This is a genomic window from Synechococcus sp. W4D4, assembly GCF_047716805.1.
Classification (GTDB): Bacteria; Cyanobacteriota; Cyanobacteriia; order PCC-6307; family Cyanobiaceae; genus Vulcanococcus.
This window is the reverse complement of sequence record NZ_CP180404.1, coordinates 543,918-565,322: the sequence shown is the minus strand read 5'-3', so window position 1 is coordinate 565,322 and position 21,405 is coordinate 543,918. Positions and strand designations below refer to the sequence as shown.

20 protein-coding genes are annotated in these 21,405 nt (G+C 56.3%); 9 read left to right on the top strand and 11 right to left on the bottom strand.

Annotation, left to right across the window (positions count from 1 at the left end):
- Positions 1 to 30 precede the first annotated feature (30 nt).
- The 4 genes from ACLM42_RS03170 to ACLM42_RS03155 all read left to right on the top strand — a co-directional run bounded on the left by ACLM42_RS03170 (position 31) and on the right by ACLM42_RS03155 (position 3,647).
- Positions 31 to 222, top strand: a complete 192-nt coding sequence (locus ACLM42_RS03170) for a ribbon-helix-helix domain-containing protein (protein WP_415399697.1) — start codon at positions 31 to 33, stop codon at positions 220 to 222.
- Between the two features lie 99 nt (positions 223 to 321).
- On the top strand, positions 322 to 474 hold the full coding sequence (locus ACLM42_RS03165) for a chlorophyll a/b-binding protein (protein ID WP_415399696.1): 153 nt from the start codon (positions 322 to 324) through the stop codon (positions 472 to 474).
- An 86-nt stretch (positions 475 to 560) separates the two neighbouring features.
- Positions 561 to 785 (top strand): hypothetical protein, encoded by a 225-nt coding sequence (locus ACLM42_RS03160; RefSeq protein ID WP_247911368.1) that lies wholly within the window; start codon positions 561 to 563, stop codon positions 783 to 785.
- A gap of 219 nt (positions 786 to 1,004) precedes the next feature.
- On the top strand, positions 1,005 to 3,647 hold the full coding sequence (locus tag ACLM42_RS03155; RefSeq protein ID WP_415399695.1) for a cation-translocating P-type ATPase: 2,643 nt from the start codon (positions 1,005 to 1,007) through the stop codon (positions 3,645 to 3,647).
- Here the strand turns inward: ACLM42_RS03155 and ACLM42_RS03150 are convergent.
- Positions 3,574 to 3,780 carry a ribbon-helix-helix domain-containing protein gene (locus ACLM42_RS03150; protein WP_256463435.1) on the bottom strand — a complete coding sequence of 69 codons (207 nt, stop codon included), beginning with the start codon at positions 3,778 to 3,780 and terminating at the stop codon, positions 3,574 to 3,576. The two genes, ACLM42_RS03155 and ACLM42_RS03150, sit on opposite strands and share 74 nt — an antisense overlap.
- Positions 3,781 to 4,020: 240 nt before the next feature.
- On the opposite strand from ACLM42_RS03150, the gene ACLM42_RS03145 reads away from it, so the two are divergent.
- From ACLM42_RS03145 to otsB, 4 genes are all read left to right on the top strand, one after another.
- Positions 4,021 to 4,626 carry a LuxR C-terminal-related transcriptional regulator gene (locus tag ACLM42_RS03145; protein ID WP_415399694.1) on the top strand — a complete coding sequence of 202 codons (606 nt, stop codon included), beginning with the start codon at positions 4,021 to 4,023 and terminating at the stop codon, positions 4,624 to 4,626.
- A gap of 263 nt (positions 4,627 to 4,889) precedes the next feature.
- Positions 4,890 to 6,455, top strand: a complete 1,566-nt coding sequence (locus ACLM42_RS03140) for an alpha,alpha-trehalose-phosphate synthase (UDP-forming) (protein ID WP_415399692.1) — start codon at positions 4,890 to 4,892, stop codon at positions 6,453 to 6,455.
- Positions 6,456 to 6,494: 39 nt separating this feature from the next.
- The gene (gene treS / locus ACLM42_RS03135) at positions 6,495 to 8,147 is read left to right on the top strand and encodes a maltose alpha-D-glucosyltransferase (RefSeq protein ID WP_415399691.1); all 1,653 of its coding nucleotides are present in this window, start codon (positions 6,495 to 6,497) and stop codon (positions 8,145 to 8,147) included.
- Positions 8,147 to 8,959 carry a trehalose-phosphatase gene (otsB, locus tag ACLM42_RS03130; RefSeq protein WP_415399690.1) on the top strand — a complete coding sequence of 271 codons (813 nt, stop codon included), beginning with the start codon at positions 8,147 to 8,149 and terminating at the stop codon, positions 8,957 to 8,959. The genes treS and otsB overlap by 1 nt, the downstream gene beginning before the upstream one ends.
- 164 nt (positions 8,960 to 9,123) lie before the next feature.
- Here otsB and ACLM42_RS03125 read toward each other — a convergent pair whose 3' ends face one another.
- Positions 9,124 to 9,855, bottom strand: coding sequence for a hypothetical protein (locus ACLM42_RS03125; protein ID WP_247911374.1), 732 nt, complete (start codon positions 9,853 to 9,855; stop codon positions 9,124 to 9,126).
- On the opposite strand from ACLM42_RS03125, the gene ACLM42_RS03120 reads away from it, so the two are divergent.
- The gene (locus ACLM42_RS03120) at positions 9,847 to 10,068 is read left to right on the top strand and encodes a hypothetical protein (RefSeq protein WP_415399689.1); all 222 of its coding nucleotides are present in this window, start codon (positions 9,847 to 9,849) and stop codon (positions 10,066 to 10,068) included. The genes ACLM42_RS03125 and ACLM42_RS03120 overlap by 9 nt on opposite strands.
- 123 nt (positions 10,069 to 10,191) lie before the next feature.
- On the opposite strand, the gene ACLM42_RS03115 is transcribed toward ACLM42_RS03120, so the two are convergent.
- The 9 genes from ACLM42_RS03115 to hypB form a co-directional block, all read right to left on the bottom strand.
- Positions 10,192 to 10,896 (bottom strand): phosphoribosyltransferase, encoded by a 705-nt coding sequence (locus ACLM42_RS03115; protein ID WP_415399688.1) that lies wholly within the window; start codon positions 10,894 to 10,896, stop codon positions 10,192 to 10,194.
- A gap of 263 nt (positions 10,897 to 11,159) precedes the next feature.
- Complete coding sequence (locus tag ACLM42_RS03110) at positions 11,160 to 11,345, bottom strand: hypothetical protein (RefSeq protein WP_247911378.1); 186 nt, start codon at positions 11,343 to 11,345, stop codon at positions 11,160 to 11,162.
- A 199-nt stretch (positions 11,346 to 11,544) separates the two neighbouring features.
- Positions 11,545 to 12,573 carry a hydrogenase expression/formation protein HypE gene (gene hypE / locus ACLM42_RS03105; protein WP_415399687.1) on the bottom strand — a complete coding sequence of 343 codons (1,029 nt, stop codon included), beginning with the start codon at positions 12,571 to 12,573 and terminating at the stop codon, positions 11,545 to 11,547.
- Positions 12,574 to 12,576: 3 nt separating this feature from the next.
- Positions 12,577 to 13,629 carry a hydrogenase formation protein HypD gene (gene hypD / locus ACLM42_RS03100; RefSeq protein WP_247911380.1) on the bottom strand — a complete coding sequence of 351 codons (1,053 nt, stop codon included), beginning with the start codon at positions 13,627 to 13,629 and terminating at the stop codon, positions 12,577 to 12,579.
- Positions 13,629 to 14,648: a dihydroorotate dehydrogenase-like protein gene (locus tag ACLM42_RS03095; protein WP_247911381.1), complete on the bottom strand. Its 1,020-nt coding sequence runs from the start codon at positions 14,646 to 14,648 to the stop codon at positions 13,629 to 13,631. The genes hypD and ACLM42_RS03095 overlap by 1 nt, the downstream gene beginning before the upstream one ends.
- Entirely contained in the window at positions 14,645 to 18,181 is a 3,537-nt protein-coding gene (gene nifJ, locus ACLM42_RS03090; protein ID WP_247911382.1) for a pyruvate:ferredoxin (flavodoxin) oxidoreductase, read from the bottom strand. The genes ACLM42_RS03095 and nifJ overlap by 4 nt, the downstream gene beginning before the upstream one ends.
- The gene (locus tag ACLM42_RS03085; protein WP_247911383.1) at positions 18,178 to 18,369 is read right to left on the bottom strand and encodes a HypC/HybG/HupF family hydrogenase formation chaperone; all 192 of its coding nucleotides are present in this window, start codon (positions 18,367 to 18,369) and stop codon (positions 18,178 to 18,180) included. Before ACLM42_RS03085 ends, nifJ begins: the two co-directional genes overlap by 4 nt.
- A gap of 69 nt (positions 18,370 to 18,438) precedes the next feature.
- Entirely contained in the window at positions 18,439 to 20,763 is a 2,325-nt protein-coding gene (hypF, locus tag ACLM42_RS03080; protein WP_415399686.1) for a carbamoyltransferase HypF, read from the bottom strand.
- On the bottom strand, positions 20,747 to 21,382 hold the full coding sequence (gene hypB / locus ACLM42_RS03075; protein ID WP_415399685.1) for a hydrogenase nickel incorporation protein HypB: 636 nt from the start codon (positions 21,380 to 21,382) through the stop codon (positions 20,747 to 20,749). Before hypB ends, hypF begins: the two co-directional genes overlap by 17 nt.
- Positions 21,383 to 21,405 lie beyond the last annotated feature (23 nt).

Sequence of the window (21,405 nt, the reverse complement as noted above, 5' to 3'; positions counted from 1 at the left end):
TATAGGCTATGTAGACTGGGTCTCAGGTCAATGGATCGTGCGCGCTCGGACGCTGTGGAAGCTTCGATGAGCGGAGCCCGGACAGCACGGGTTTGCGTCAGCGTCAGCAGTAATACACACGAAAAACTGCGTGCGATCGCTGCAGAGGAGGGGCGGAGCCTGAGCAACCTGTGTGCTCACCTATTGGAGCAAGCACTCGAGGGGCGGATCGGAGCGCGATAACAGCTGCAGCACTTAGCACCCATTCAGCAGCAATTTGGGGAAATGAATTCTCACAGACGCGAGAAGCAGCTTGCATGAGTAGGTCAATACATGATGGACATGAACAAGAAAATCAACTGGGGTTGGACCGAACAAGCTGAACGATGGAACGGGCGCTTGGCGATGCTGGGCTTTGTTATTGGATTAGCAACCGAGCTGATGACCAATCAAGGCGTGTTCCAACAAATCAAAAGCGTATTTCCCTTCGCCTAAGCACATTTGCCGCATCAATGCTGCAAAGGTCACAAACAGATCCTAGGGGGTAAGAAAGTAGTGGTTCCACACGCAATGAGATTGCCATGACTGCTGGTGACTGGGAAGTGGGGTTCAAAGGACAGAGCCTTGAGGAACTCCTAAATGGGGACGATGCGGCTCAAACCCTGTGGTTTCTCGCTGGTTATTTAAAAGGAATGTCGGATGGCAGTGAGATGCATGCAGGGGTAAGGCAAATGCTGTTTGAAGTCACAGGTGAAAACAGCTGGAGACTTCAGTCAAAGGCAATCACTGAGAATGCAAGACGATAATCAATAGATGTTTGTGAGCAAAGAAGAACCCATCCGCATAACAACAGGATGTTATACGGTCAGAATCTCCGAACTCAAGCGTGAATTAGAAGATATATTCGAACACTCAAGGAAAACAAAACATACTGAGGATGAGGTCGAAAGTCTGACTCAAAGGGTAAAGCCCATTTACGGAGCAATTATTGCAATGTATGGAGAAGTCAGACAGACACAACAAGAATGAAGATTAGCGACGCAGAAAGTCCCTGGCATGCCATCGATGCCAATAAGGTCTGGGAGTTAGTTGGATCAAGCATTGAGGGACTGAGTACTCAAGAAGCAACAAGACGGTTGCAGGAGACAGGAGCCAATGTCTTACCTCAACCTGCATCACCGAACCTTATACACACACTCTTACGACAGCTGAAGAGTCCGCTCATTGCTGTCCTTGGCGTGGCAGCCATACTCTCTGCCATCGTAGGAGACGAGAAAGATGCACTATTGATCAGTGCAGTGGTAGCCGTCAATGCAGTCATAGGTGGCTTGCAGGAATGGAAAGCACATGCTCGCTGCTTTGCACTACGCCAATTGATCAAAGTGCAAGCAATCGTCTTACGTGATCGAAAGAAGGTTGAACTCAATTCAGAAAGTCTTGTGATTGGTGATGCAATATGGCTCGAAAGCGGTCAAGTCGTTCCCGCCGATGTGAGGTTGGTCGATAGCCACAATCTTGAAATCGACGAATCGCTACTAACTGGTGAATCAGGAGCGGTACAAAAAAGGGCGAAAGGGTTCATAGCAGCGAAAACCCCCCTGGCTGAGCGGGGCACCATGGCCTATGCAGGGACAACAGTCAGTCGGGGGAGAGGACTTGGAGTCGTTGTAGCAACCGGTAAAACAACCGAGGTTGGAGACCTCGCATCAGATCTTCAAACCGTGCCACCAGGAAAACCACCTCTTGTGGTTCGCATGGATCTCTTCAGTAAGAGAGTTGGTGTATTCGTGATCATCTCTGCCGCTGCTGTTGGCTGGCTATCGATTGCTCAAGGGGGAACAGACCTTTTAACGGCATTAAAACTGGCAGTAGCTCTAGCGGTCTCCGCTATCCCTGAAGGATTACCGGTGGCATTAACGGTCGCCTTATCGGTAGCAAGCCATCGAATGGCAAAACAGAAGGTGATTGTCCGTCGACTTCCCGCCGTAGAAGGTCTTGGAAGTTGCACCCTAATTGCAAGTGATAAAACAGGAACACTGACCTACAATCAACTCTCAGTTCAAGAGGTAGTATTAAGGGGAGAGCCTCCAATTAGACTAGATCTTCACCAGAAAGAAAAAAGAGAAAATCCCAGACAGCTGGAGAGATTACTTCCGATAGCTCGCTGCGCTGTACTCTGTAATGAGGGCGAGGTTTATAAAAAGGACGACTGGTGGGAAGGGCGTGGAGATCCGACTGATCAAGCATTGTTGATCATGGGAATTGAACTCGGTGTATCAAAGCAGAAGGAGTTGCTTGAGCAGCCGCAGTGCAACACAATTCCCTTCGAACCGGAGCAGCGTTATGCAGCAAGTTTTCACCAAAGAAATGATGGGGAAGTCATGGTGGCGGTCAAAGGAGCGCCTGAGAGAATCATCCCAATGTGTCAGCCAGAGGCACAGTGGGGAATTGAGGCAGCTGAAGAACTAGCGAATCGAGGACTACGAGTACTCGCCCTAGCTTCAGGAACCACCAGTAAGAGTGCCCTAGAAGAGACAACACCTTCTGAACCAGGGAACTTACAGCTATTGGGTGTGATCGGATTAAGAGACCCCCTACGCAGAGGGGCAAAGGAAGCCATTGATCAATGCCACCAGGCCGGTATCAGAGTCTGGATCGTCACGGGAGATCACCCTACGACTGCAGGAATCGTTGGGAAGGAATTAGGGATCATCAAAAATACCCTTGATGTCGTCACTGGGGCTGAAATCGAGACAGCCAGTCCAGAAAGCCTAAAAAGAATCGTCTCTCGAGCTAATGTTTATGCAAGGGTATCCCCACATCAAAAGCTCTTATTGGTTGAGCAAGCACAGAAAGCTGGTGAATTCGTTGCGGTAACGGGGGATGGTGTGAATGATGCTCCGGCCCTCCGTGCAGCTCAAATCGGCATCGCAATGGGACGTGCAGGAACAGACGTTGCGCGTGATGCGGCTGATTTGATCCTGCTTGATGATGGTTTTCCATCAATCGTAGATGGAATCCAACAAGGGCGAATTGCTTACGACAATGTTCGAAAGGTCATCGTCCTTCTTGTGTCTTGTGGCGCAGCAGAAATCACAGTACTCGCACTAGCCGTTGGATTCTCGCTCCCACTACCACTTCTTCCAGTTCAATTGCTATGGCTGAACCTCGTCACCAATGGGATCCAAGATGTTGCTCTTGCATTCGAACCGGAAGAGGGAGATGTGCTTAAACGAAGGCCCAGGCCGCCGCAGGAAGCGGTGTTTAATGGGCTGCTAATCAAACGCACTGCGCTTGCGGCTGTCGTTATGGGTGGAGTCGGATTTATTTTATTTTCTGAGTTACTGAAACACGGCTGGGGTGTCGAACAGGCGCGGAACGCATTACTGCTTCAGATGGTCATGTTTGAGACGGTGCAAGCCGGTAACAGCAGACTGGAAAGAAAGTCCGTCTTCCAGGATCCGCCCTGGCACTCACCGGTGGTCGTAGCGGGTACAGCCGGTGGCTTCGCACTCCACGTTTGGATGATGAACTGGGGTGTGGGGTCAGCAGCCCTCGGAACTGGGCCACTACCAGTCGATCTATGGCTTGTGATCAGCGGACTGAGCTTGTTCCCTTTGGTTGCGGTCGAGATCCAGAAGACATTGGTAAGGCGGAAGGTCCTTTAACGCCACTCAGGCTGCTCTCAAGGAGATAGGCCGCAAGATTGCTCAACGAACGACCTTCGGCATCACTTCGGCGGACAAGCGCTTCAAATAAGAAATGAGGAAGGGTGATCGATAGTCGCTGGCTAGAGCGCATGACGGATGGTTTCAACACGTTGGCTCATGCCCCAGGGGTCGTTGATCCAACCCTCGGCGAATCTCGGCCTAAATCTCAAGTCCCGCACAAGGGACACGTCCCAAAATCAGGACCCCATGAGTGTGTCACCGCAGACATAGAATGCCAAGAACGCAGACAGGGCGATGAAGTGAAGCATCGCGCCCAGGAAAACGTCAGCCGGCCATGATGTAGAAAGGATATAGAAGGCTGTAGAACCCATTGAAGGCACTGTTTCTCCACGAGAACACCATGTGCCTTGCGCTAGGGAGTCTTCTTGCTGAAGCATGGGACTTCCATGTGCTGGAACTGTTCACGGATACAGAATCCGCCATCACTTGGATCGAACATGAAAAGCCAGACCTGCTGATCAGCGAGTGGATATCGAGAGGCATCGATTCGAAACACGTAGCAGAAGCACTCATTAAGACGAATCCATCGGGGCGGATCATTTTTATCAGCACAACTCGAGAACAACGAGACATTCCCGTCAAGCTTCTCCCTTTTACAATAGGGGTCGTTGACAAATCAAAGGGATGGAATGAGCTGAACGAAGAACTTCGACGATGGAATGCAGCTCAACACCTAGACAAACAAATAAAGGCAAAGGTTAATCTAGAAGAACTAAGTCGACTGGCTCCAAGAGAACTGCGCCTGTTATGTGAGCTAGGTAAAGGACGCGTCAACAAGGAGATCGCACAATCACTCGAACTTTCACAGAATACCGTAGCGACTTATCGCAAGATCATTGCTCAGAAGCTAAGGATTAGCGGATCTGAGCTGGTTCGTGTAGCCGTATTAGCGCGGTGCCTTAACTTGTGCAATTAACAAGGTTTCACTCGATCAGTCCGTCAAGCATCACTCCAAGGTAAAGAACAAGTGCAAGTCCATCGGTCGTAGGCAGACGAAGGACCAGTGAATCATTCGAGATCTTGTGAAGGGAGGCGGAGGTGCGGTAGGTCACGGTCAAAAAGCATCACTGGAAGTACTGGTCTGCACAGATAACGCTGAGGAACTGCGGCTTAAGTGAGGAGCGACAGACCTCGTCTTGAAAACAAGACCATCATGAAGAAGGCATCCACCTGATATTCATGCAGTCCACGAATGTGCCGATGAGTATCGGTGAATCAAATAATACCAATCACTGCACACGACAACAACTTCAGGAGTTACTACAGAACAGCTTCGGAGAGCTCCCGATGTTGTTGGTCTCCAATCGAGAACCTTGGGTCCATTCTCATTGCGACAATGGATGGATTGAAGCCAATCGCCCGACCAGCGGCTTGGTTACCGCATTAGAGCCATTCGCTGAAGCAACGGGTGGGACGTGGATTGCCCATGGAAGCGGAAATGCCGATCGTTGCACAGTCGATGAAAAAGATGCCGTAAATGTTCCACCAGATATGCCTCAGTATCGCCTGCGGCGCGTATGGCTTAGCAAAGCTCAAGTCGAAGACTACTACTCAAATTTGTCTAACCGCGGATTATGGCCTCTTTGCCATGTTGCATTTGTAGCACCCTTGTTTGAGCATCACCACTGGCAAGTCTACCGAGAAGTTAATCAGCGTTTTGCTGAGGTGATTCTTGAAGAGGCCGCAGGAAAGCCAGCCTTGGTCTTTATACAGGACTATCACCTAAGCCTTGTCTCACGGATACTGCGTGAAGCAAATCCAAATCTAATTACCGTTCAGTTTTGGCACGTACCTTGGCCAAACCGAGAGGTGTTAAGAACATTTCCCTACGCCGATGAACTCATACATGGATTACTTGGGAATGATCTACTGGGATTCCAGAGCAAATCCCACGCGCACAACTTTCTTGATGCAGCTGACCGGCTAGTCGAAGCGCGGGTTGATCTAGAACAAGAACAAGTCTCACAAAACGGCCATCGAACACTTGTTGGCAGCTACCCAATCAGTATCGACTTTGACTATTGGAATGAGATTGGAGCAAGCGATGAGGTTGACTTAAGCATGAAGCAATGGATCAGTGAACTGAACCTAGAAACTGATCAGCTGTTGATTGTTGGCATGGAGCGACTGGATTACACAAAAGGCTTAATGCAAAGACTGCATGCCATTGATCGCCTTTTGCAACTTGATCCATCTCTAAAAGGGCGACTTCAAGTTGTCCAACTACTAGTTAGTTCACGTGGGACAATTAGTGAATATCGGATCCTTCGTCAAGAGATTGAAGCATTGACTAGGCAGATTAATCGACGCTGGGCAGACGGCGGATGGAGGCCGATTCAGCTAAAGATTGAAGACCGAAGTTTGATCGATCGCGTTGCTCTACTGCGTTTGGGACGCTGTTGTGTCGTCAGCTCTCTACACGACGGGATGAATCTGGTGGCAAAAGAGTTCGTTGCTTCTCGCTCTGATGGTGATGGAACTCTGGTACTCAGCAGATTCACTGGCAGCGCGCAGGAACTGACGGGTGCGCTACTGGTCAATCCCTATTCCGTAGAGGCCCTGGCTCAGAGCATGCAGCGGGCGCTTTTGATGCCAGAGCGAGAAAGGCGCATGCGCATGACTCAGATGAGAAAACAAGTGGCCGATCAGAATATCTATCAATGGGGCAGCTCGATTGTTTCTGACATCCAGCGAGTCAGGCAGCGCAAGGCTCTGAAGTCAGACGTAAGCACATTAACAGTTTAGCCCTAGCAAACATCCATAGTCCAATCCATAGACAATCAAATGCCTGAGTTCCACGCATCAGATAACAAACCAAGCTGGTTCATCGATGCAATCTTCTATCAGGTCTATGTACGTGGCTTTAAAGACAGTGGCAAGGATGGAAAGGGGGACTTGCAGGGTTTAATTGAAAAACTAGACTATATCCAGAATCTGGGCGTAAGTTGCCTATGGCTGATGCCGATTTTTCCATCACCACTTCGTGATGATGGATATGATGTATCAGATTTCTTTAGTATAGATCCGTCGATTGGAAGCCTTCGTGATCTTAAAGAATTAACAGAGGCAGCCCATGAACGAGATCTCCATGTCATTACCGACCTGGTCATCAGCCATACCTCTGATCAGCATTCTTGGTTTCAACAGGCAAGACTAGTACGTGATTCGAAATACCACTCATACTATGTCTGGAGTGATCATGATCAGGGTTACTCCCAAGCAAGGGTTATCTTTCCTGACACGGAGGACTCAAATTGGGCTTGGGATCATCAACTTAAGCAGTACTACTGGCATCGGTTTTTCTCACACCAACCCGACCTTAACTATGACAATCCGGAAGTTCAAGAAGCCCTACTCAATACAATGCGATTCTGGCTTGATCTAGGCATTGATGGCTTTCGAGTGGATGCTGTTCCTTATCTTTTTGAAAGGGAAGGAACAGATTGCGAAAACCTGCCAGAAACTCACGCTTTTTGCCGCCGAATGAGACAACTAATTGACAGCGAATATCCCGGCAGGATGCTACTGGCAGAAGCCAATCAATGGCCAGATGACCTTGTTCAATACTTTGGAAATGGAGACGAATTTCATATGGCCTTCAACTTCCCGTTGATGCCACGACTATTTCTAGCTCTAAGGAAAGAAGACAGTCAACCGATCGTTGACTGCATCTCCCAGCTCCCCGAAATACCAGATAACTGCCAATGGGCTACTTTTCTGCGCAACCATGATGAACTAACACTTGAGATGGTAACCGATGCTGATCGCGATTACCTCTATAGCGAATACGCAAATGATCCCCGCATGAAGCTCAATGAAGGGATAAGGAGAAGGCTTTCTCCCCTGGTAGATCACGATCGACGAAGAATTGAATTGATGTACAGCTTGCTATTGAGCCTTCCCGGTGCACCCGTGATCTACTACGGCGACGAAATTGGAATGGGGGACAATATATTTCTGGGTGATCGCAACGGTGTGCGCACACCAATGCAATGGAGTGACGATCGAAATGCTGGCTTCTCGAGTGCTGACCCCTCAATGCTCTACCAACCAGTCATCACCGATCCCATTTACAACTATCAAGCCGTCAATGTCGATGCTCAGTTACGTTCACCTGCTTCTCTCTTGCATTGGCTACGCCACCAAATCAGGATGAGGCGAAGTCAACCTCTTTTTAGCCGTGGAGACATTCAGTTTCTGCGTTCAAACAACCGCAGCGTACTGAGTTTCACCCGTAGCCATCAAGGAACGACCGCTTTGTTATTACACAACCTCTCAAATGCTGTGCAGCCTGTGGAGATTGACCTTTCCAGTCATATCAGTTTTCGGCCCATGCACTGCAATGGAGTCCATGGCTTCCCTGTGATAACGGATCAGCCCTATTTTTTAAATCTAGCCCCTTACGAATCACTCTGGTTTTTACTAGAACAAGCATGATGGGAATTGAATTGCTAACTGATTTAGCAATCAAGGCTCCAACAATCCTGCTCTACCTCGATTTTGATGGCACCTTGGTCAATCTTCGGGCCAACCCTGAGCACTGCACAATTCAGCCCAGGTTGGCCAAGGTTCTAGAGGATTTCAGCCGATTGAGCGGTGTCGATCTTGCAGTGATTAGTGGGCGCTCGCTCGCGGATCTTTCCCGTCGATTGCCTATGGATCAAAGTTGCATCAATCTCGCAGGAAACCATGGTCTAGAACTGAAGTTGCGCGGAGATCTTTGGCAAGACCCTCGCGCGGTTGCTTTACAGGGACATCTCGATCAGTTTGAAGCAGAGGCCAGAGAACGCCTGAAAGGACTTGCGGGCGCATGGGTGGAGCACAAGGGCTTAAGCCTGAGCCTGCACGGGCGCCAACTGAGTCCGGCGAAACAAGCTGAGATGGAACAGCGACTTGCACCTTTGCTTGGGGAACTGAAAAGGACCTCTTTACTGCAATTACGAAGGGGACGACGGGTTTTGGAGATCAGACCGGCTTTTGCCCATGGCAAAGCGGAAGCAGCCCAACGCCTCGAGCGTGATGCTCGTCGACGAGGGGTGTGGTCAACCGCAAACCATCGCCTACCCCTGAAGCTGTATTTCGGAGACGATGACACCGATGAAGATGTATTCCAGCAATGGCCTGGGGTAGTGGGGGTTCGGGTAGGCCCCTGGAATCAACCCACCACTGCCTCATTCCGCCTTGGTGGCCCTGCAGGAGTCAACCGCTGGATTCACGCGGTTTTCGGTGCTCGATGCAAGCTGGCCTAGCCCCCCACTGCCACACAGCCTCCGAGTCCCCTGATGGATTCAGAGTCTGCGTTCCAGGACGGCCTCGATGAAATCGAACGGGTAGGAGCAGGACTCATCACAACGCCGCATCGTCCGTTCTGTTATGCACCTGTACTTCGATCAAGAGATTCATGCCAGTGCCGTCACCAGGTCGTCGCCTCATAGCTCTCCTGTCCCTGCGCGCCAGAAGCATGACAATGCCGTTGGTTGCCAAAATGCTTGTGTGCGATCGCCAGTAGCTCAGCATCCGTACAAGCGGTGTCATCCACCGAGATCGTCTCCACACGATCCAAGAGCGCTGGATGGTGTACACCGATGTAGTGCTTCAAAAGCTCTCGAAGATCACTCTGTCCATGGCCATGGCCCAGCAACAAAACCCGATCGGCTTGATCGATTGCCTCACTCAGAGCCCGCAAATACTCGTAGTCCAGCGGTGCCCGTTGCCCAGCCACATCGCGGTCGTGCCGATGACTTAACCGCTGGTGGCTACGCCAAAGACCATGGGGCCGCAAATCTGCGGCCTGCACGTTGTCACCACGAAGCCACCACAGGCGAGCCCCGCGATGATCAAGGTGAATCACCAACCGATTGGCATGCTCACCCTTGACCTGTGAAGGGGTTGGAAATGGATGCTCTGGAGTCACTCCAGCCAGTTGTAAAAACCAACGGATCCGCGAGATGGCATCCTCGTCCAGCGGAGCATGCAAGACCATCGTGTTTCCGTTGCTCAGGTGCACCCTCAGACGGTGCTCTGGAAGGTGCTTGACTTTGGCACCAAGGTCCACGAACAGTGCCTCCACCGAGGGCAGTTGCAGATTGTGGGGCACTGGATGGGCATAAAGAGCTTGCAGCGTTGCAATGTGCTGGTGCTTCATCGCCGCAACCAAGTGGAGACCTATCACGAAGCTATGGATCTCCTGCAGGCAATATGTCTTGATGCAGCTGATCTGCTGAACAAATCCAGAGAAAAGGAAGAGACATTCAGCTCAAAGCGCTCTGCTGCGCCGATGCAGCAGAGAAGGATCCTGCAGGATCTGCTAACAGCCCTAGACCAGTGGAGCACCATTGAATTGATGCTGTGTTCCTGAAAACACGTGATGACAACTCACTGGTGGAGGTGATGGAGCTCAAGCAACTCTTCGATCCCTTTGCACCACAAATCTTGGGCCGACTTCACGCGGGGGAGGAACTTCAAGAACCTGGGGACCTGCTCAAATCCGATCTGATCTTCCCGTCGGGTGAACCTTTGCCGCGCTGCTGGCTAACTCCGCACTACAAGCAGACATAAGCGCTTGCACCTGACGGTCATCAACAGCGTCAAAGGACTCATACCAAGATCCAACAGCCACCAGATCATCCACTTCCGCCAAGGCGATCAAGTCATCAAGAAGGGGTCGCAGGCGAACCGCGATCGTTCGATCGATCACAGGCACAGCCAAGCTGATCCGGCTCGGATGCCCCTGGCGTAAGGACTGCAGAGCAGCCGTCACCGTCATCCCTGTTGCCACACCGTCATCCACGACGAGCAGGTGGCGGTCACGCAATGAAGCCAGGGGCGGATCGCCATAGATACGTTGCCGCCGTTGCAACTCAGAGTCAGCCTGGAGAACGAGGCTTCGCCGCAGTTGTGGATCCAGGTGTAACTGGCGCAAGTAAGGCTCATCCCACACCAAGACCCCACCGGGGGCAATGGCACCCACAGCAACCTCAGGAGCATGGGGGTGCGCCAACTTGCGAACCGCCCAACTGCACATCGGCAAGGTCAAGGCACGAGCCAACTCAGCCGCAACAACAACCCCACCACGGGGCAATCCCACCACCAAGCCTTTGGGATCGGCGTGCCAGGACCCCAGGCGAGCGATGAGCTCTTGTCCTGCCTGTGCACGGTTCTTCCACAACAGTTGACGTTCAAGCATCGATCACTCCTCTGTCCATGGTCATGGGCTGCTCTAAAGAGCTGGGCTCAGGAGTGAGGCATCGCCAGCCACTTAACAATGACGGTATTGCGTCATGATGGAGGAATCTCGCCTTCGGACCCTGCAGCAAAGTGCTCACTCCTGTGCGGCAAACCGAATCCCAAGAAGGTCCTGATTGAGTTATAAACGAAGTAGGAGCCCAGACTAGGACGGTGTAGTTTAAGCCCTGTCACTGGCTCAAGGGCGGTCAGAAAAGACTGCCCTTAGTATTTGAATTCATCGAGCGGCAAAGCTTCTTTGAGTTTCTGTAGCAACCCATCCATCCAGGGATACCAAACAGCACCACCGAGGGGCAGCTTGACTGGTTTATAAATCGCTCTTGCCCGAATGGTATTGAGCAAAAGACGAGCCTCTTGTTCCGTCAGCTCAACAGTAATCAGTTCGCTCATCGCACCCAATAGCCCTTTTGGCAAAAACTATCGACTAGGAATGGTGGTTTCGCCCAGTCCATGCCAATCCACTGATAATCTGAGTCAGATTGATAGCGAATTTGCAGCTGAATGCAGCTGTACTCAATCCGCTCTGCGCTAAAGCCGGATGAGGGCGCAGGCTGTTAGCCACCGTCGAGAGCGATCAAAAACAAGAGCCCTAACAAATCCGAGGTAAATGCTCACCACGACCCACCTCCAAGGGTTGTAGAACGCCCAAGCTGTTGCGAAGGGAAACCGGATGCCGTTGTCGCAGCGAGGAAGCGTGATCGAGAGGCTGCATCACCTCACCAACACAGGCCGCTTCTGGTCTGTATTGCCTGAGCACATTCAGCACCTGGTCAACCGCCGATGGGGGACAAATCAGCAGCATCCGGCCCTCATTCGCCATCGCCAGAGAATCAAGACCCAAGAGGTCGCAAGCTGCAGCGACCGAAGGGTGAATGGGGATTGCCTCCTCGTCTAATTCCACTTCACAGCCAGCAGCGCGTGCCACTTCATCGATGGCACTGGCCAAGCCGCCACGGGTGAGATCCCTCAAGCAGTGCAGCTCCACCCCCGCCAGCAGCAAGGCCTGCACCGATGGCTGAAGGGAAGCCAAATCGCTCTCCAACCCAGAACGCAATCCCAACTCACCACGTGAGACCAGGATCGCCAATCCATGGCGACCGAGATCGCCGCTGACGAGAACCGCGTCCCCTGGACGTACAAGCGATGGATGACTGGAGCAGGGGTGTTCCAGCACCCCAATGGCGCTGGTGTTGATGAACAACCCATCCGCTTTGCCGTGCTCCACCACCTTCGTGTCCCCGGTGAGCAGCGGCACGCCGCACTCCTGTGCCGCCAGGCGGATGGAGTCGACCACCCTCTCAAGGGTGGCCATGGCCAGGCCCTCCTCAAGAATCAAACCCAAGCTCATGGCAACGGGGCGAGCAGCGGCCATGGCCAGATCGTTCACGCTGCCCAAAACCGACAGACGACCGATGTCACCACCTGGAAAGAACAGAGGGCGCACCACGTAGGAATCGGTGGTGAAGGCCAGCCGTCTCCCAGGACTCGTCAAGACAGCTGCATCGTGCAGCACCCCGTCGGCCGGGCCGAAGGCAGGCACCAACAACTCTTCGATCAGTTGGTGACTGAGGGAACCTCCTCCGCCATGGGCCAATTGGATCGTCTCCCCCAGAACCATGGCTCAGCGTGCGTAGCGGTAGTAGGCCGCACAGGCACCTTCTGACGAGACCATCGGTGCTCCAAGGGGCTTCTCAGGGGTGCACTCACAGCCAAAGCGGGGACAGTCACAGGGATTCAGAAGACCGCGTAAAACCAAACCGCTCGGGCAGAGGTCCGGCGAAGGCTCCTTCACCTCCAAGCTGGAGGGCACCAAGGAGAGGGCATCAAAGGGGGGCCGAAGCCGGTATCCCCCCGCCGTGATTGAGCCCAGGCCGCGCCATGACGTATCAATCGGTTCAAACACCTCCTCCAGTAGGCGACGGGCCTCGTGATTGCCTCGGTGTTCCACCGCATCGGCGTAGGCGTTCTCCACTCCGTAGGCCCCCCGCTCCAGCTGATCGATACAGCGCTGGATGCCCCGCAACAGCGCTTCCGGGCTGAAGCCGGTCACCACAATCGGCAACCGATGACGCAGGGACAGCTCCGCGTACTCCGGCATCCCCATCACCGTGCAGACGTGGCCGGCGGCGAGAACCCCTTGCACGGCACACACCGGATCCGATAGCAATTGGTCCAACACCGGGGCCACCCGCACATGGGCCAGCAGTAGGCGCAGATTTGAAACGCCCGCAGCCAGGGTGCGTTGAGCCAGGAGAGCGGTCGCTGGGGCGGTGGTTTCGAATCCAACGGCAAAGAACACCACCTGCTGATCGGGCTCTGATCGAGCGATCTCGAGCACATCGAGTGGCGAATAAATCACTCGTATATCTGCTCCCAGGGCCCGTTGACCGAGTAGATCGCGACCATCACTGCCGGGCACCCGCAACATGTCGCCGTAGGAGCAGAGCACCACATCCGCTCGGGTAGCCAAGTCCAAGGCCTGATCCACCAGCTGGGTATGGGTGACGCAGACGGGGCAGCCCGGGCCGTGGATGAGCTCGATCGACCTTGGCAACAAGCGATCAATGCCATGACGCAATAGGGCATGGGTTTGACCACCACAGACCTCCATCAGCGTCCAGGGACGGGTGCAGCGCTGATGGATCTGCTCCAGCAGGGCCTGGGTAGTAGGCATCAGATCAACTGCTCCCGCGGCAGGCTGTAACTGCTGATCGCTCGCCAGTACTGGGCGCGTTCAAACGCCTCTGGATCAGGGCAGCGCAGCAGAGAGAGACTTCCCCGCAAACTGGAGAGGCGCTCGACTCGATGCTGCTCCAGCCACTGCAGCAACTGATCGCGCATCCTCTGCAAATGCCCAGGGCCATGGCGCAGTAGGGCGCTGACCACATGGGTGACCTGCGCGCCAACCATCACCATCCGCACGACATCGTCACCCGTGGCCACCCCGCCACTCGCCGCAAAAGCGAGGGGCACCCGCTGATACAGCAATCCGATCCAGCGCAGGGCAAGACGCTGATCCACGGGGCTGCTGAGATCAAGCTGAGACACCGTTTCGAGGGTCTCGATATTCACGTTTGGTTGGTAAAAGCGGTTGAACAACACCAGGGATTGCGCTCCCACCTGGGAGAACTGCTGAGCCATCGAGGCCAACGCCGTGTACCAGGGGCTGAGCTTCACCGCAACGGGCAGGCTTACCGCAGCCGTCACCTGCTGGACGATCTGGATTTGCTCGTCCTCTAGCTCTGCGCTGCTCCGCTGGGTCTGGCTTGGAACGGTGTACAGGTTCAGCTCGATCGCATGGGCTCCTGCTCGCTGGACGGCCTGACTGGCCTCAACCCAGGGGCCGCCATGGCAACCATTGAGACTGGCAATCACGGGGATCAACAGCCGGGACTGCGCGGAGCGAATCTCCTCCAGGTAGCCATCCAAGCCCAAATGAAGCGGTTCGGTGCAGGGCAAGTAGCTCTCCGCTTCTGGATGGCTCTGACGAGCATTCCGTTGATGGTGCAACCACTCCTGCCAATCCCGTTCGCCCTGATCAAGACATAAGGAGCGGAGCACCACAGCCCCGGCCCCCTCCTCTTGCAGTTGCTCAAGCCGGTCGAGATCAAGGCTGAGGGGCGCCGCCGAACCCACCACCAGCGGGGAGGGCAACTCCAATCCCAGATAGCGCGTGGCCAAAGGATTGGTCATGGCCCCTTCCTCTGAGCCAGCGTTTGATACAGCTCCCAGCGACGACGACGGTCAGAGTCCGCCTCCTGGATGAGTCGTTTCGCCTGCTCGGGATGGCTATAGCGGAGCATGCGGAAGCGATTTTCGGCCTCTAGGGATTGATCGAGCGGCATGCTTGGCTCTGGAGAATCGAGCTGCAGGGGGTAGTCCCTACGGGGGTCGTAGCGGTAAAGCAGCCAACGTCCGGACTCCACCGCCTGCTTCTGGTGAGCCATGCCCCGGGCCATGTCAATGCCGTGAGCGATGCAATGGGAATAGGCCAGGATCAGTGAGGGACCTGGGTAGGCCTCCGCCTCCAGGAACACCCGAAGGGTGTGTTCATCGCGGGCCCCCATCGCCACGCTGGCCACATAGACATGGCCGTAGGACATCGCCATCAGGCCCAGATCCTTTTTGGCTGTGGTCTTGCCCGCACTGGCAAATTTGGCCACGGCGCCCTTGGGGGTCGCCTTTGACATCTGCCCCCCGGTGTTGGAGTACACCTCGGTGTCGAGAACAAGCACCGTCAGATCCCGCTGGCTAGCCAAGACGTGATCGAGGCCGCCGAAGCCGATGTCGTAGGCCCAGCCATCACCACCAACAACCCAAACGCTGCGTTTGACCAGGTCATCCGCCAGGTCCAAAAGCTCCTTGGCCGCTCCGCAGGGGTGCGTTAGATGCGTCTTGAGCTCTGCCACACGGGCGCGCTGCTCGTGAATTCCGGCCTCATCACGTTGATCGGCCTGAAGCAGTTCCCGAATCAAGGCATCCGGGAGCTGATCTCGGCAGAGCTGCAGGAGTGAGCAGGCGCGACTGTGGCGTTGATCAAACGCCACCCGAAAGCCCATTCCAAATTCGGCGTTGTCTTCAAAGAGCGAATTGCTCCAGGCCGGCCCTCGCCCTTCGCCGTTCACCGCCCAGGGAGTCGTGGGGAGGTTCCCGCCGTAGATCGACGAGCAACCGGTGGCATTGGCCACCACCATGCGATCACCAAAGAGCTGACTGGCGAGCTTGAGGTAAGGGGTTTCACCGCAGCCGGCGCAGGCCCCAGAAAACTCAAACAGCGGCTGCTGCAGTTGCTGTTCTTTGATCTGGCACGGGTTCAGCGTGCTGCGCTCGACATCCGGCAGGCCGAGGAAGAAGCTCCAGTTGGCTCGACTGGACTCCCGCAGTGGTCGCTGGGGCGCCATGTTGATGGCTTTGCGGCGAGGCCACTCGCGGTCTCGGGCGGGACACACCTCAACGCAGATGCTGCAGCCGGTGCAGTCCTCTGCCGAAACCTGAATGGTGAAGGTTTGACCCTGCCAATGCTGGTGGCGGGCTGGAGTCTGCAGAAAACCATACGGGGCCCCCGCAAAGGCCTCAGCCCCAGCCACCTTGGCCCGAATGACCGCATGGGGACAGACCAAGACGCACTTGCCGCATTGCACGCAGAGATCCGGTTCCCACACAGGTACCTGCTCCGCGATATTGCGCTTCTCCCACTGACTGGTAGCCGTTGGGAACGTGCCATCACAGGGCAGGGCACTCACAGGCATCGCATCACCGGCACGCTGGATCTGCGGCAGCAGGAGTTCCCGCACCTCTGCCGGGGCCTCGAGCATCGCCGCCGAGAGGGGTATGGCGGGCAATGGCTCAGCGCCGTCCTCATGCTCGGGGTACCTCAGCTGCTGGACCTGAGCGAGGGCGTCTTCGATCACCGCGAGGTTGGCCGTGACAATCCGTTCTCCCTTGCGGCCGTAGCTGGCCTGAATCGCGTCGCGCATCGCTGCAGTCGCAGCCGTCAGCGGGACCAGCTTCGAAACGGCAAAGAAACAGGCCTGAAGAGCGGTGTTGATCGCTGGCCCGAGGCCATGCCGTTCAGCGATCGCCGTGGCATCTACCACAAACACCCGTAGCCCCTTGCGCTGGATCTGTTGCTGAATGCGTTGAGGAAGCTCTCCCCAACAGCGCTCAACTGGGTAGGGGGCGTTCAGCAGCAGAGTGCCCCCCTCGGAGGCCAAATCGAGCAGATCGAACTGCGACAACAGATCCCAGTGATGGCAAGCCACCACCTGGGCCCGACGAATCAAGCTGCTCGAGCGAATCGGCCTTGGACTGAAGCGCAGGTGAGAGACCGTGACAGAGCCGGCCTTCTTGGAGTCGTAAACGAAGTAGGCCTGGCCGCAGAGACCTGTGGCTTCCCCGATGATCTTCAGGGTGTTCTTATTGGCTCCAACGGTGCCGTCGGAGCCAAGGCCCACAAACACCGCTCGCAACCCATCGGGATCTTCCAACTCGTAGTCGGCGTCAACAGGCAGAGAGTGGTGGGTGAGGTCATCAACAATGCCCACCGTGAAGTGGTTCCGGCTCTGAGGGGCCGCCAGGTTGTCGAAGATCGCCTTGACCATCGCCGGGGTGAACTCCTTTGACGCCAAGCCATAACGACCGGCCAGAACCTCAGGCCGCTCCGAACCGCGCCAGTGCTCACTGATGGCCGCCAGAACATCGAGATAAAGAGGTTCCCCTTGGCTACCGGGTTCCTTGCAGCGATCCAGGACGGCAATGCGCCGAGTGCTGGTGGGTAAAGCCCCTAAGAAAGCCTGCGGAGCAAAGGGGCGGTACAAACGCACCTTCAGCACTCCAACCCGCTCACCGGCCTGAACCAGAGCCTGGGCGGTGGATCCAGCGGTCTCGCAAGCACTTCCCATTAGCACCAGGACGCGCTCGGCCTGAGGGTCGCCCTCGTAGTCGACTAAGCGGTAGCGGCGGCCCGTGAGATCAGCCCACTGATCCATCACGTCCTGCACCACGAGCGGCATCCGCTCGTAGTAGGGGTTGGCCGCCTCCCGGGCCTGAAAACACACATCCGGATTCATGCTGGTGCCACGCAGGACGGGGTGATCCGGCGTCAGGGCGCGAGCCCGGTGGGAAGCGATCGCTGAGGCATCCATCAGGACCTGCAAGACCGAGTCATCGATCCGATCGACCCGCTGCATCTCGTGGGATGTCCGAAAGCCATCGAACCAATGGATCAGGGGCACCCGGCCCCGCAAGCTGGCGGCCGTGGCGATGGCGGCAAAATCCCCCGCCTCCTGCGGAGAGGCCGAGCAGAGCAAACCGCATCCACTTCCGCGGGTTGCCATCACATCACTGTGATCTCCAAAGATCGAGAGCGCCGAGGTCGCCAAGGCCCTGGAGGCGACGTGGATAACGGCTGCGTTGAGCTCACCAGCAATTTTGTAGAGGTTGGGCAGCATCAAGAGCAGTCCCTGTGATGCGGTGAAGGTGGTGCTCAAGGCCCCGGCCTGCAGGGCCCCATGCACCAGGCCGGCGACACCCCCTTCGCTTTGCATCTCCACCACCTCGGGCACCTGCCCCCAGAGATTTGGCCGACCTTCAGCGGCCCAGGCATCTGCCAACTCCCCCATGGCAGAGGCAGGGGTAATCGGATAGATGCCGATTACTTCATTGAGGCGATAGGCCACATGGGCGACCGCCTCGTTGCCATCCATCCAGGCTTGAGCCGCACTCATGGCTCTGGCTCCATCACCTTCAACGCCAGTCCCACGTGCACCAGCAACTGATCACCCACCTGGGCCTCAGGCACGCAGGCCAAGCTCACCTGCCGCATCACCCCCGAAAAGCACACCTCCCCCATGCGCCAAAGGGGGTCTGGGTGGTTGTTGGTGCTGACCAACGCGCCAGCAATGGCGAGGCACATGGCACAACCCAGCCGCATTGATCTGGGTCTAGGGAGAGTCCGGCTCCTCCAGCCGCTGCTGCAGTGGATCTAGGGCAGAGCGATGAGTTGCCCCAGCGGGATCGCCGCGTCATTGCAGGGCAAGGCCTGACTCCACACCCCGCAAATGCCTCGCGCCTGAAGGGCCTCCAGGGTCAACTCCAACAGCACTCGATTTTGGAAACAACCACCCGCCAACAGAAGTTGCGGAGCACCCTCCAGCCGTGCGAACTCAGCGATCGCATCCGCTAAGGCCTGGTGAAAGTACAAGGCAATCCAGGGTCGCTGAAGTCCTGCTTCCAAATCGCTCAGAATGGCCTCCAGTAATGGCCGCCAATCCCAGTGCCAGGGCGTTTCAGCTTGCTGATGGTGGAGTCGCAACCCATAGCGACGGGCTGAGGCTGTTTTGACCTGATCAACCTGTTGCTCCTGAGCGCTCATCGCCAACGCCTCCAGGGCAAGGGCAGCTTGCGCTTCATAGCTGCAGCACTGGGGGCCACCAAGCAGAGCTGCAACCGCATCAAACAACCTGCCCACACTCGAGCAGCGCACAACCACTGCCCCGCTTTGGGTGCCGCCCTGGAGCAACGCCTCGAGCAGGGCGCCTTCATCGGACTCAAAGGCCGACAACCAGGGCAGATGCGGCAGTCTGCTGAGCCGTTCGCGCCAGTCGACGCCATAGGCCTCAACCAATAGTCCAAGGGCCGCTCGACGGGGTTCCCGCTGGGCACGCTCGAGCCCGACCAGGCCAAAGGGCCGCAGATGACCCAAGCGGCGGTAGCCATGCCCAGACACCAGCAAAGCCTCACCGCCCCAGAGCGTTCCATCGGCCCCCAGGCCACTGCCATCCCACACCACCCCAAGCGCTGGCTCCCTGATGCCGTGTTCAGCCATAACCGCGAGGAGATGGGCCTGATGGTGCTGCACGGTCTGCAAGGGCAAGCCATCTTGATGACTCCAGTGCTGAGCCCATTGGCTCGAGCGATAGCCAAGATGCTGGTCACAGCGCAGTTGGATTGGCGTTAGCCGATGGAGCTGGAGCCATTGCCTGGTGGTCGCCTCCAAATGGTCAGCACCGGTGCAACTGCTGGTCTCACCCAGGTCAGGACTGAGGATCAGTTGATCCGCTTGGGAGAGCGCCAGTGCCCCCTTGGATTCGGCGCCCAGGGCCAGGGTTTGGCGGGCTGCAGTGCTCCGCGTGATCGCCCGTGGCGCCAAGCCTCGTCCGAAACGGAGCACCAACGGTCCATTGGCCGCCAGGCGGATGACACTGTCGTCAATGCGATTCAGGATCGCGAGCTCGTGACTCAAGACCGCGTCGGCCAGCTGTGCCAGCAGTCCGTGCTCTTTCTCGGCGTTGGCCGCAATGGGTTCTCCGGATCGGTTGGCACTGGTGGCGACCAGGGGAGCGCCAAAGTGATCCAGCAACAAGTGCTGCAGGGCTCCCGCAGGACGCATGAGCCCAAGCCAAGGGCTAGCCCCCATGACCCCATCAACAACGGCGGCGTTCTCGCGCCGCCTCATCAACACGATCGGGGCGGCATGGGAGTGCCACAGACCCAGCTCAGATTCCACCCCATGGCACAGGTCATCGAGCCACTGCGGCTGACTGAGCAAGGCGAACGGTTTTTCAGGCCGCCCTTTTCGAAGCCGGAGTGAGGCGATCGCCTCCCGGGAACGGGGATCAGCCAGGAGCTGAAAACCACCGATGCCTTGAAGGGCCACAACTTGACCCTCTCGCAGGAGGGCAACAGCAGCTTCAAGGGCGTCATCCAGCCCAAGGCGAGCTCCATTCCAAAACAATTGCGGGCCGCAGTTCGGGCAGCTGATCGTCTGGGCGTGGAAGCGTCGATCGACGGGGTTGGCGTACTCCCTGGAGCAGGCATCGCAGAGGGGGAAGGCCGAAAAACTGGTGTGCTCTCGCTCGAAGGGCAAGGCCCGGGCCACGCTGTAACGGGGGCCGCAGTGGGTACAGCTGATGAAGGGGTAACGGAAACGGCGGCTGGCTGGATCCATCAACTCCGCCTGGCAGGCCAGGCAAATCGCCAGATCCGGACTGAGCAAGGCAGAGACGGATCCGCCGCGGGAGGACGGAACAATCTGGAACTCGTCGGCCAGCTCGACGATGGGTTGCCAACGCTTCTGGACGGCCGTGATCTTGGAAAGATCCGGCGGATGCTCCAGCAACTGATCCAAAAATTGCTGCAGCAGAGCCCTGGGACCTTGGGCCTCGAGGACAACACCCTTGGGACTATTGGCCACCCACCCCCTCAAGCCCAACCGTCTGGCGCGGAGGACAACGGCGGGGCGAAAACCAATGCCCTGCACCAACCCCTGCAGCTCCAAAGACAGGGCCTGATCAGTGCTCAAGCTCATCGATCAACCAGCTGATCAAGCCATCGAGCCCCTGCTGCAGGCGAGCGGAGGTTTCAAACAAGCGGGCTTGAGGCGCAACCGCCGCCAGATTGGCGATGGCCAGTTGTCGATCGAAATCAGCCGCTTTAGCCAAGTCGATCTTGTTGAGCACGACGGCATCCGCCCCCTTAAAAAGGGCCGGGTATTTCAGGGGTTTGTCCTCCCCTTCGGTGACGGAGAGGATCGCAATCCTGAGCTGTTCGCCGAGATCGAAAGCCGCCGGGCAAACCAGATTCCCCACGTTCTCGATCATCAACAGCCGTAGATCATCCGACCCGAGCTCACCCCAGGCCGCACTGACCAGGGCGGCATCGAGATGACAGAGGTCACCCGTGCAGATCTGAAGCGCACGAGCACCAGCGGCCTGAAGGCGCTGGGCATCGCGCTCGGTCGCCAGGTCCCCCACGATCACGGCCAGTGGACCCATCGGCCACAACCGTGCCATCTGCTCAAGGAGTGCCGTCTTGCCCGAACCCGGTGCCGACAGGACATTGACCGCCAGCACGCGATTGGCACGAAACTGCGCGCGATTCAGCTCTGCCTGAAGGCTGTTGCGACTGAGCAGTCGTTGCTGGAGCACCAGACGTCGGGGGGCCGGATCGG

Coding starts and splice junctions, on each gene's coding strand:
- ACLM42_RS03170 (WP_415399697.1), top strand. CDS start 31: ATGGATCGTGCGCGCTCGGACGCTGTGGAAGCTTCGATGAGCGGAGCC.
- ACLM42_RS03165 (WP_415399696.1), top strand. CDS start 322: ATGAACAAGAAAATCAACTGGGGTTGGACCGAACAAGCTGAACGATGG.
- ACLM42_RS03160 (WP_247911368.1), top strand. CDS start 561: ATGACTGCTGGTGACTGGGAAGTGGGGTTCAAAGGACAGAGCCTTGAG.
- ACLM42_RS03155 (WP_415399695.1), top strand. CDS start 1,005: ATGAAGATTAGCGACGCAGAAAGTCCCTGGCATGCCATCGATGCCAAT.
- ACLM42_RS03150 (WP_256463435.1), bottom strand. CDS start 3,780: ATGCGCTCTAGCCAGCGACTATCGATCACCCTTCCTCATTTCTTATTT.
- ACLM42_RS03140 (WP_415399692.1), top strand. CDS start 4,890: ATGCAGTCCACGAATGTGCCGATGAGTATCGGTGAATCAAATAATACC.
- treS (WP_415399691.1), top strand. CDS start 6,495: ATGCCTGAGTTCCACGCATCAGATAACAAACCAAGCTGGTTCATCGAT.
- otsB (WP_415399690.1), top strand. CDS start 8,147: ATGGGAATTGAATTGCTAACTGATTTAGCAATCAAGGCTCCAACAATC.
- ACLM42_RS03125 (WP_247911374.1), bottom strand. CDS start 9,855: ATGAAGCACCAGCACATTGCAACGCTGCAAGCTCTTTATGCCCATCCA.
- ACLM42_RS03115 (WP_415399688.1), bottom strand. CDS start 10,896: ATGCTTGAACGTCAACTGTTGTGGAAGAACCGTGCACAGGCAGGACAA.
- ACLM42_RS03110 (WP_247911378.1), bottom strand. CDS start 11,345: ATGAGCGAACTGATTACTGTTGAGCTGACGGAACAAGAGGCTCGTCTT.
- hypE (WP_415399687.1), bottom strand. CDS start 12,573: ATGGTTCTGGGGGAGACGATCCAATTGGCCCATGGCGGAGGAGGTTCC.
- hypD (WP_247911380.1), bottom strand. CDS start 13,629: ATGCCTACTACCCAGGCCCTGCTGGAGCAGATCCATCAGCGCTGCACC.
- ACLM42_RS03095 (WP_247911381.1), bottom strand. CDS start 14,648: ATGACCAATCCTTTGGCCACGCGCTATCTGGGATTGGAGTTGCCCTCC.
- nifJ (WP_247911382.1), bottom strand. CDS start 18,181: ATGAGTGCGGCTCAAGCCTGGATGGATGGCAACGAGGCGGTCGCCCAT.
- ACLM42_RS03085 (WP_247911383.1), bottom strand. CDS start 18,369: ATGTGCCTCGCCATTGCTGGCGCGTTGGTCAGCACCAACAACCACCCA.
- hypF (WP_415399686.1), bottom strand. CDS start 20,763: ATGAGCTTGAGCACTGATCAGGCCCTGTCTTTGGAGCTGCAGGGGTTG.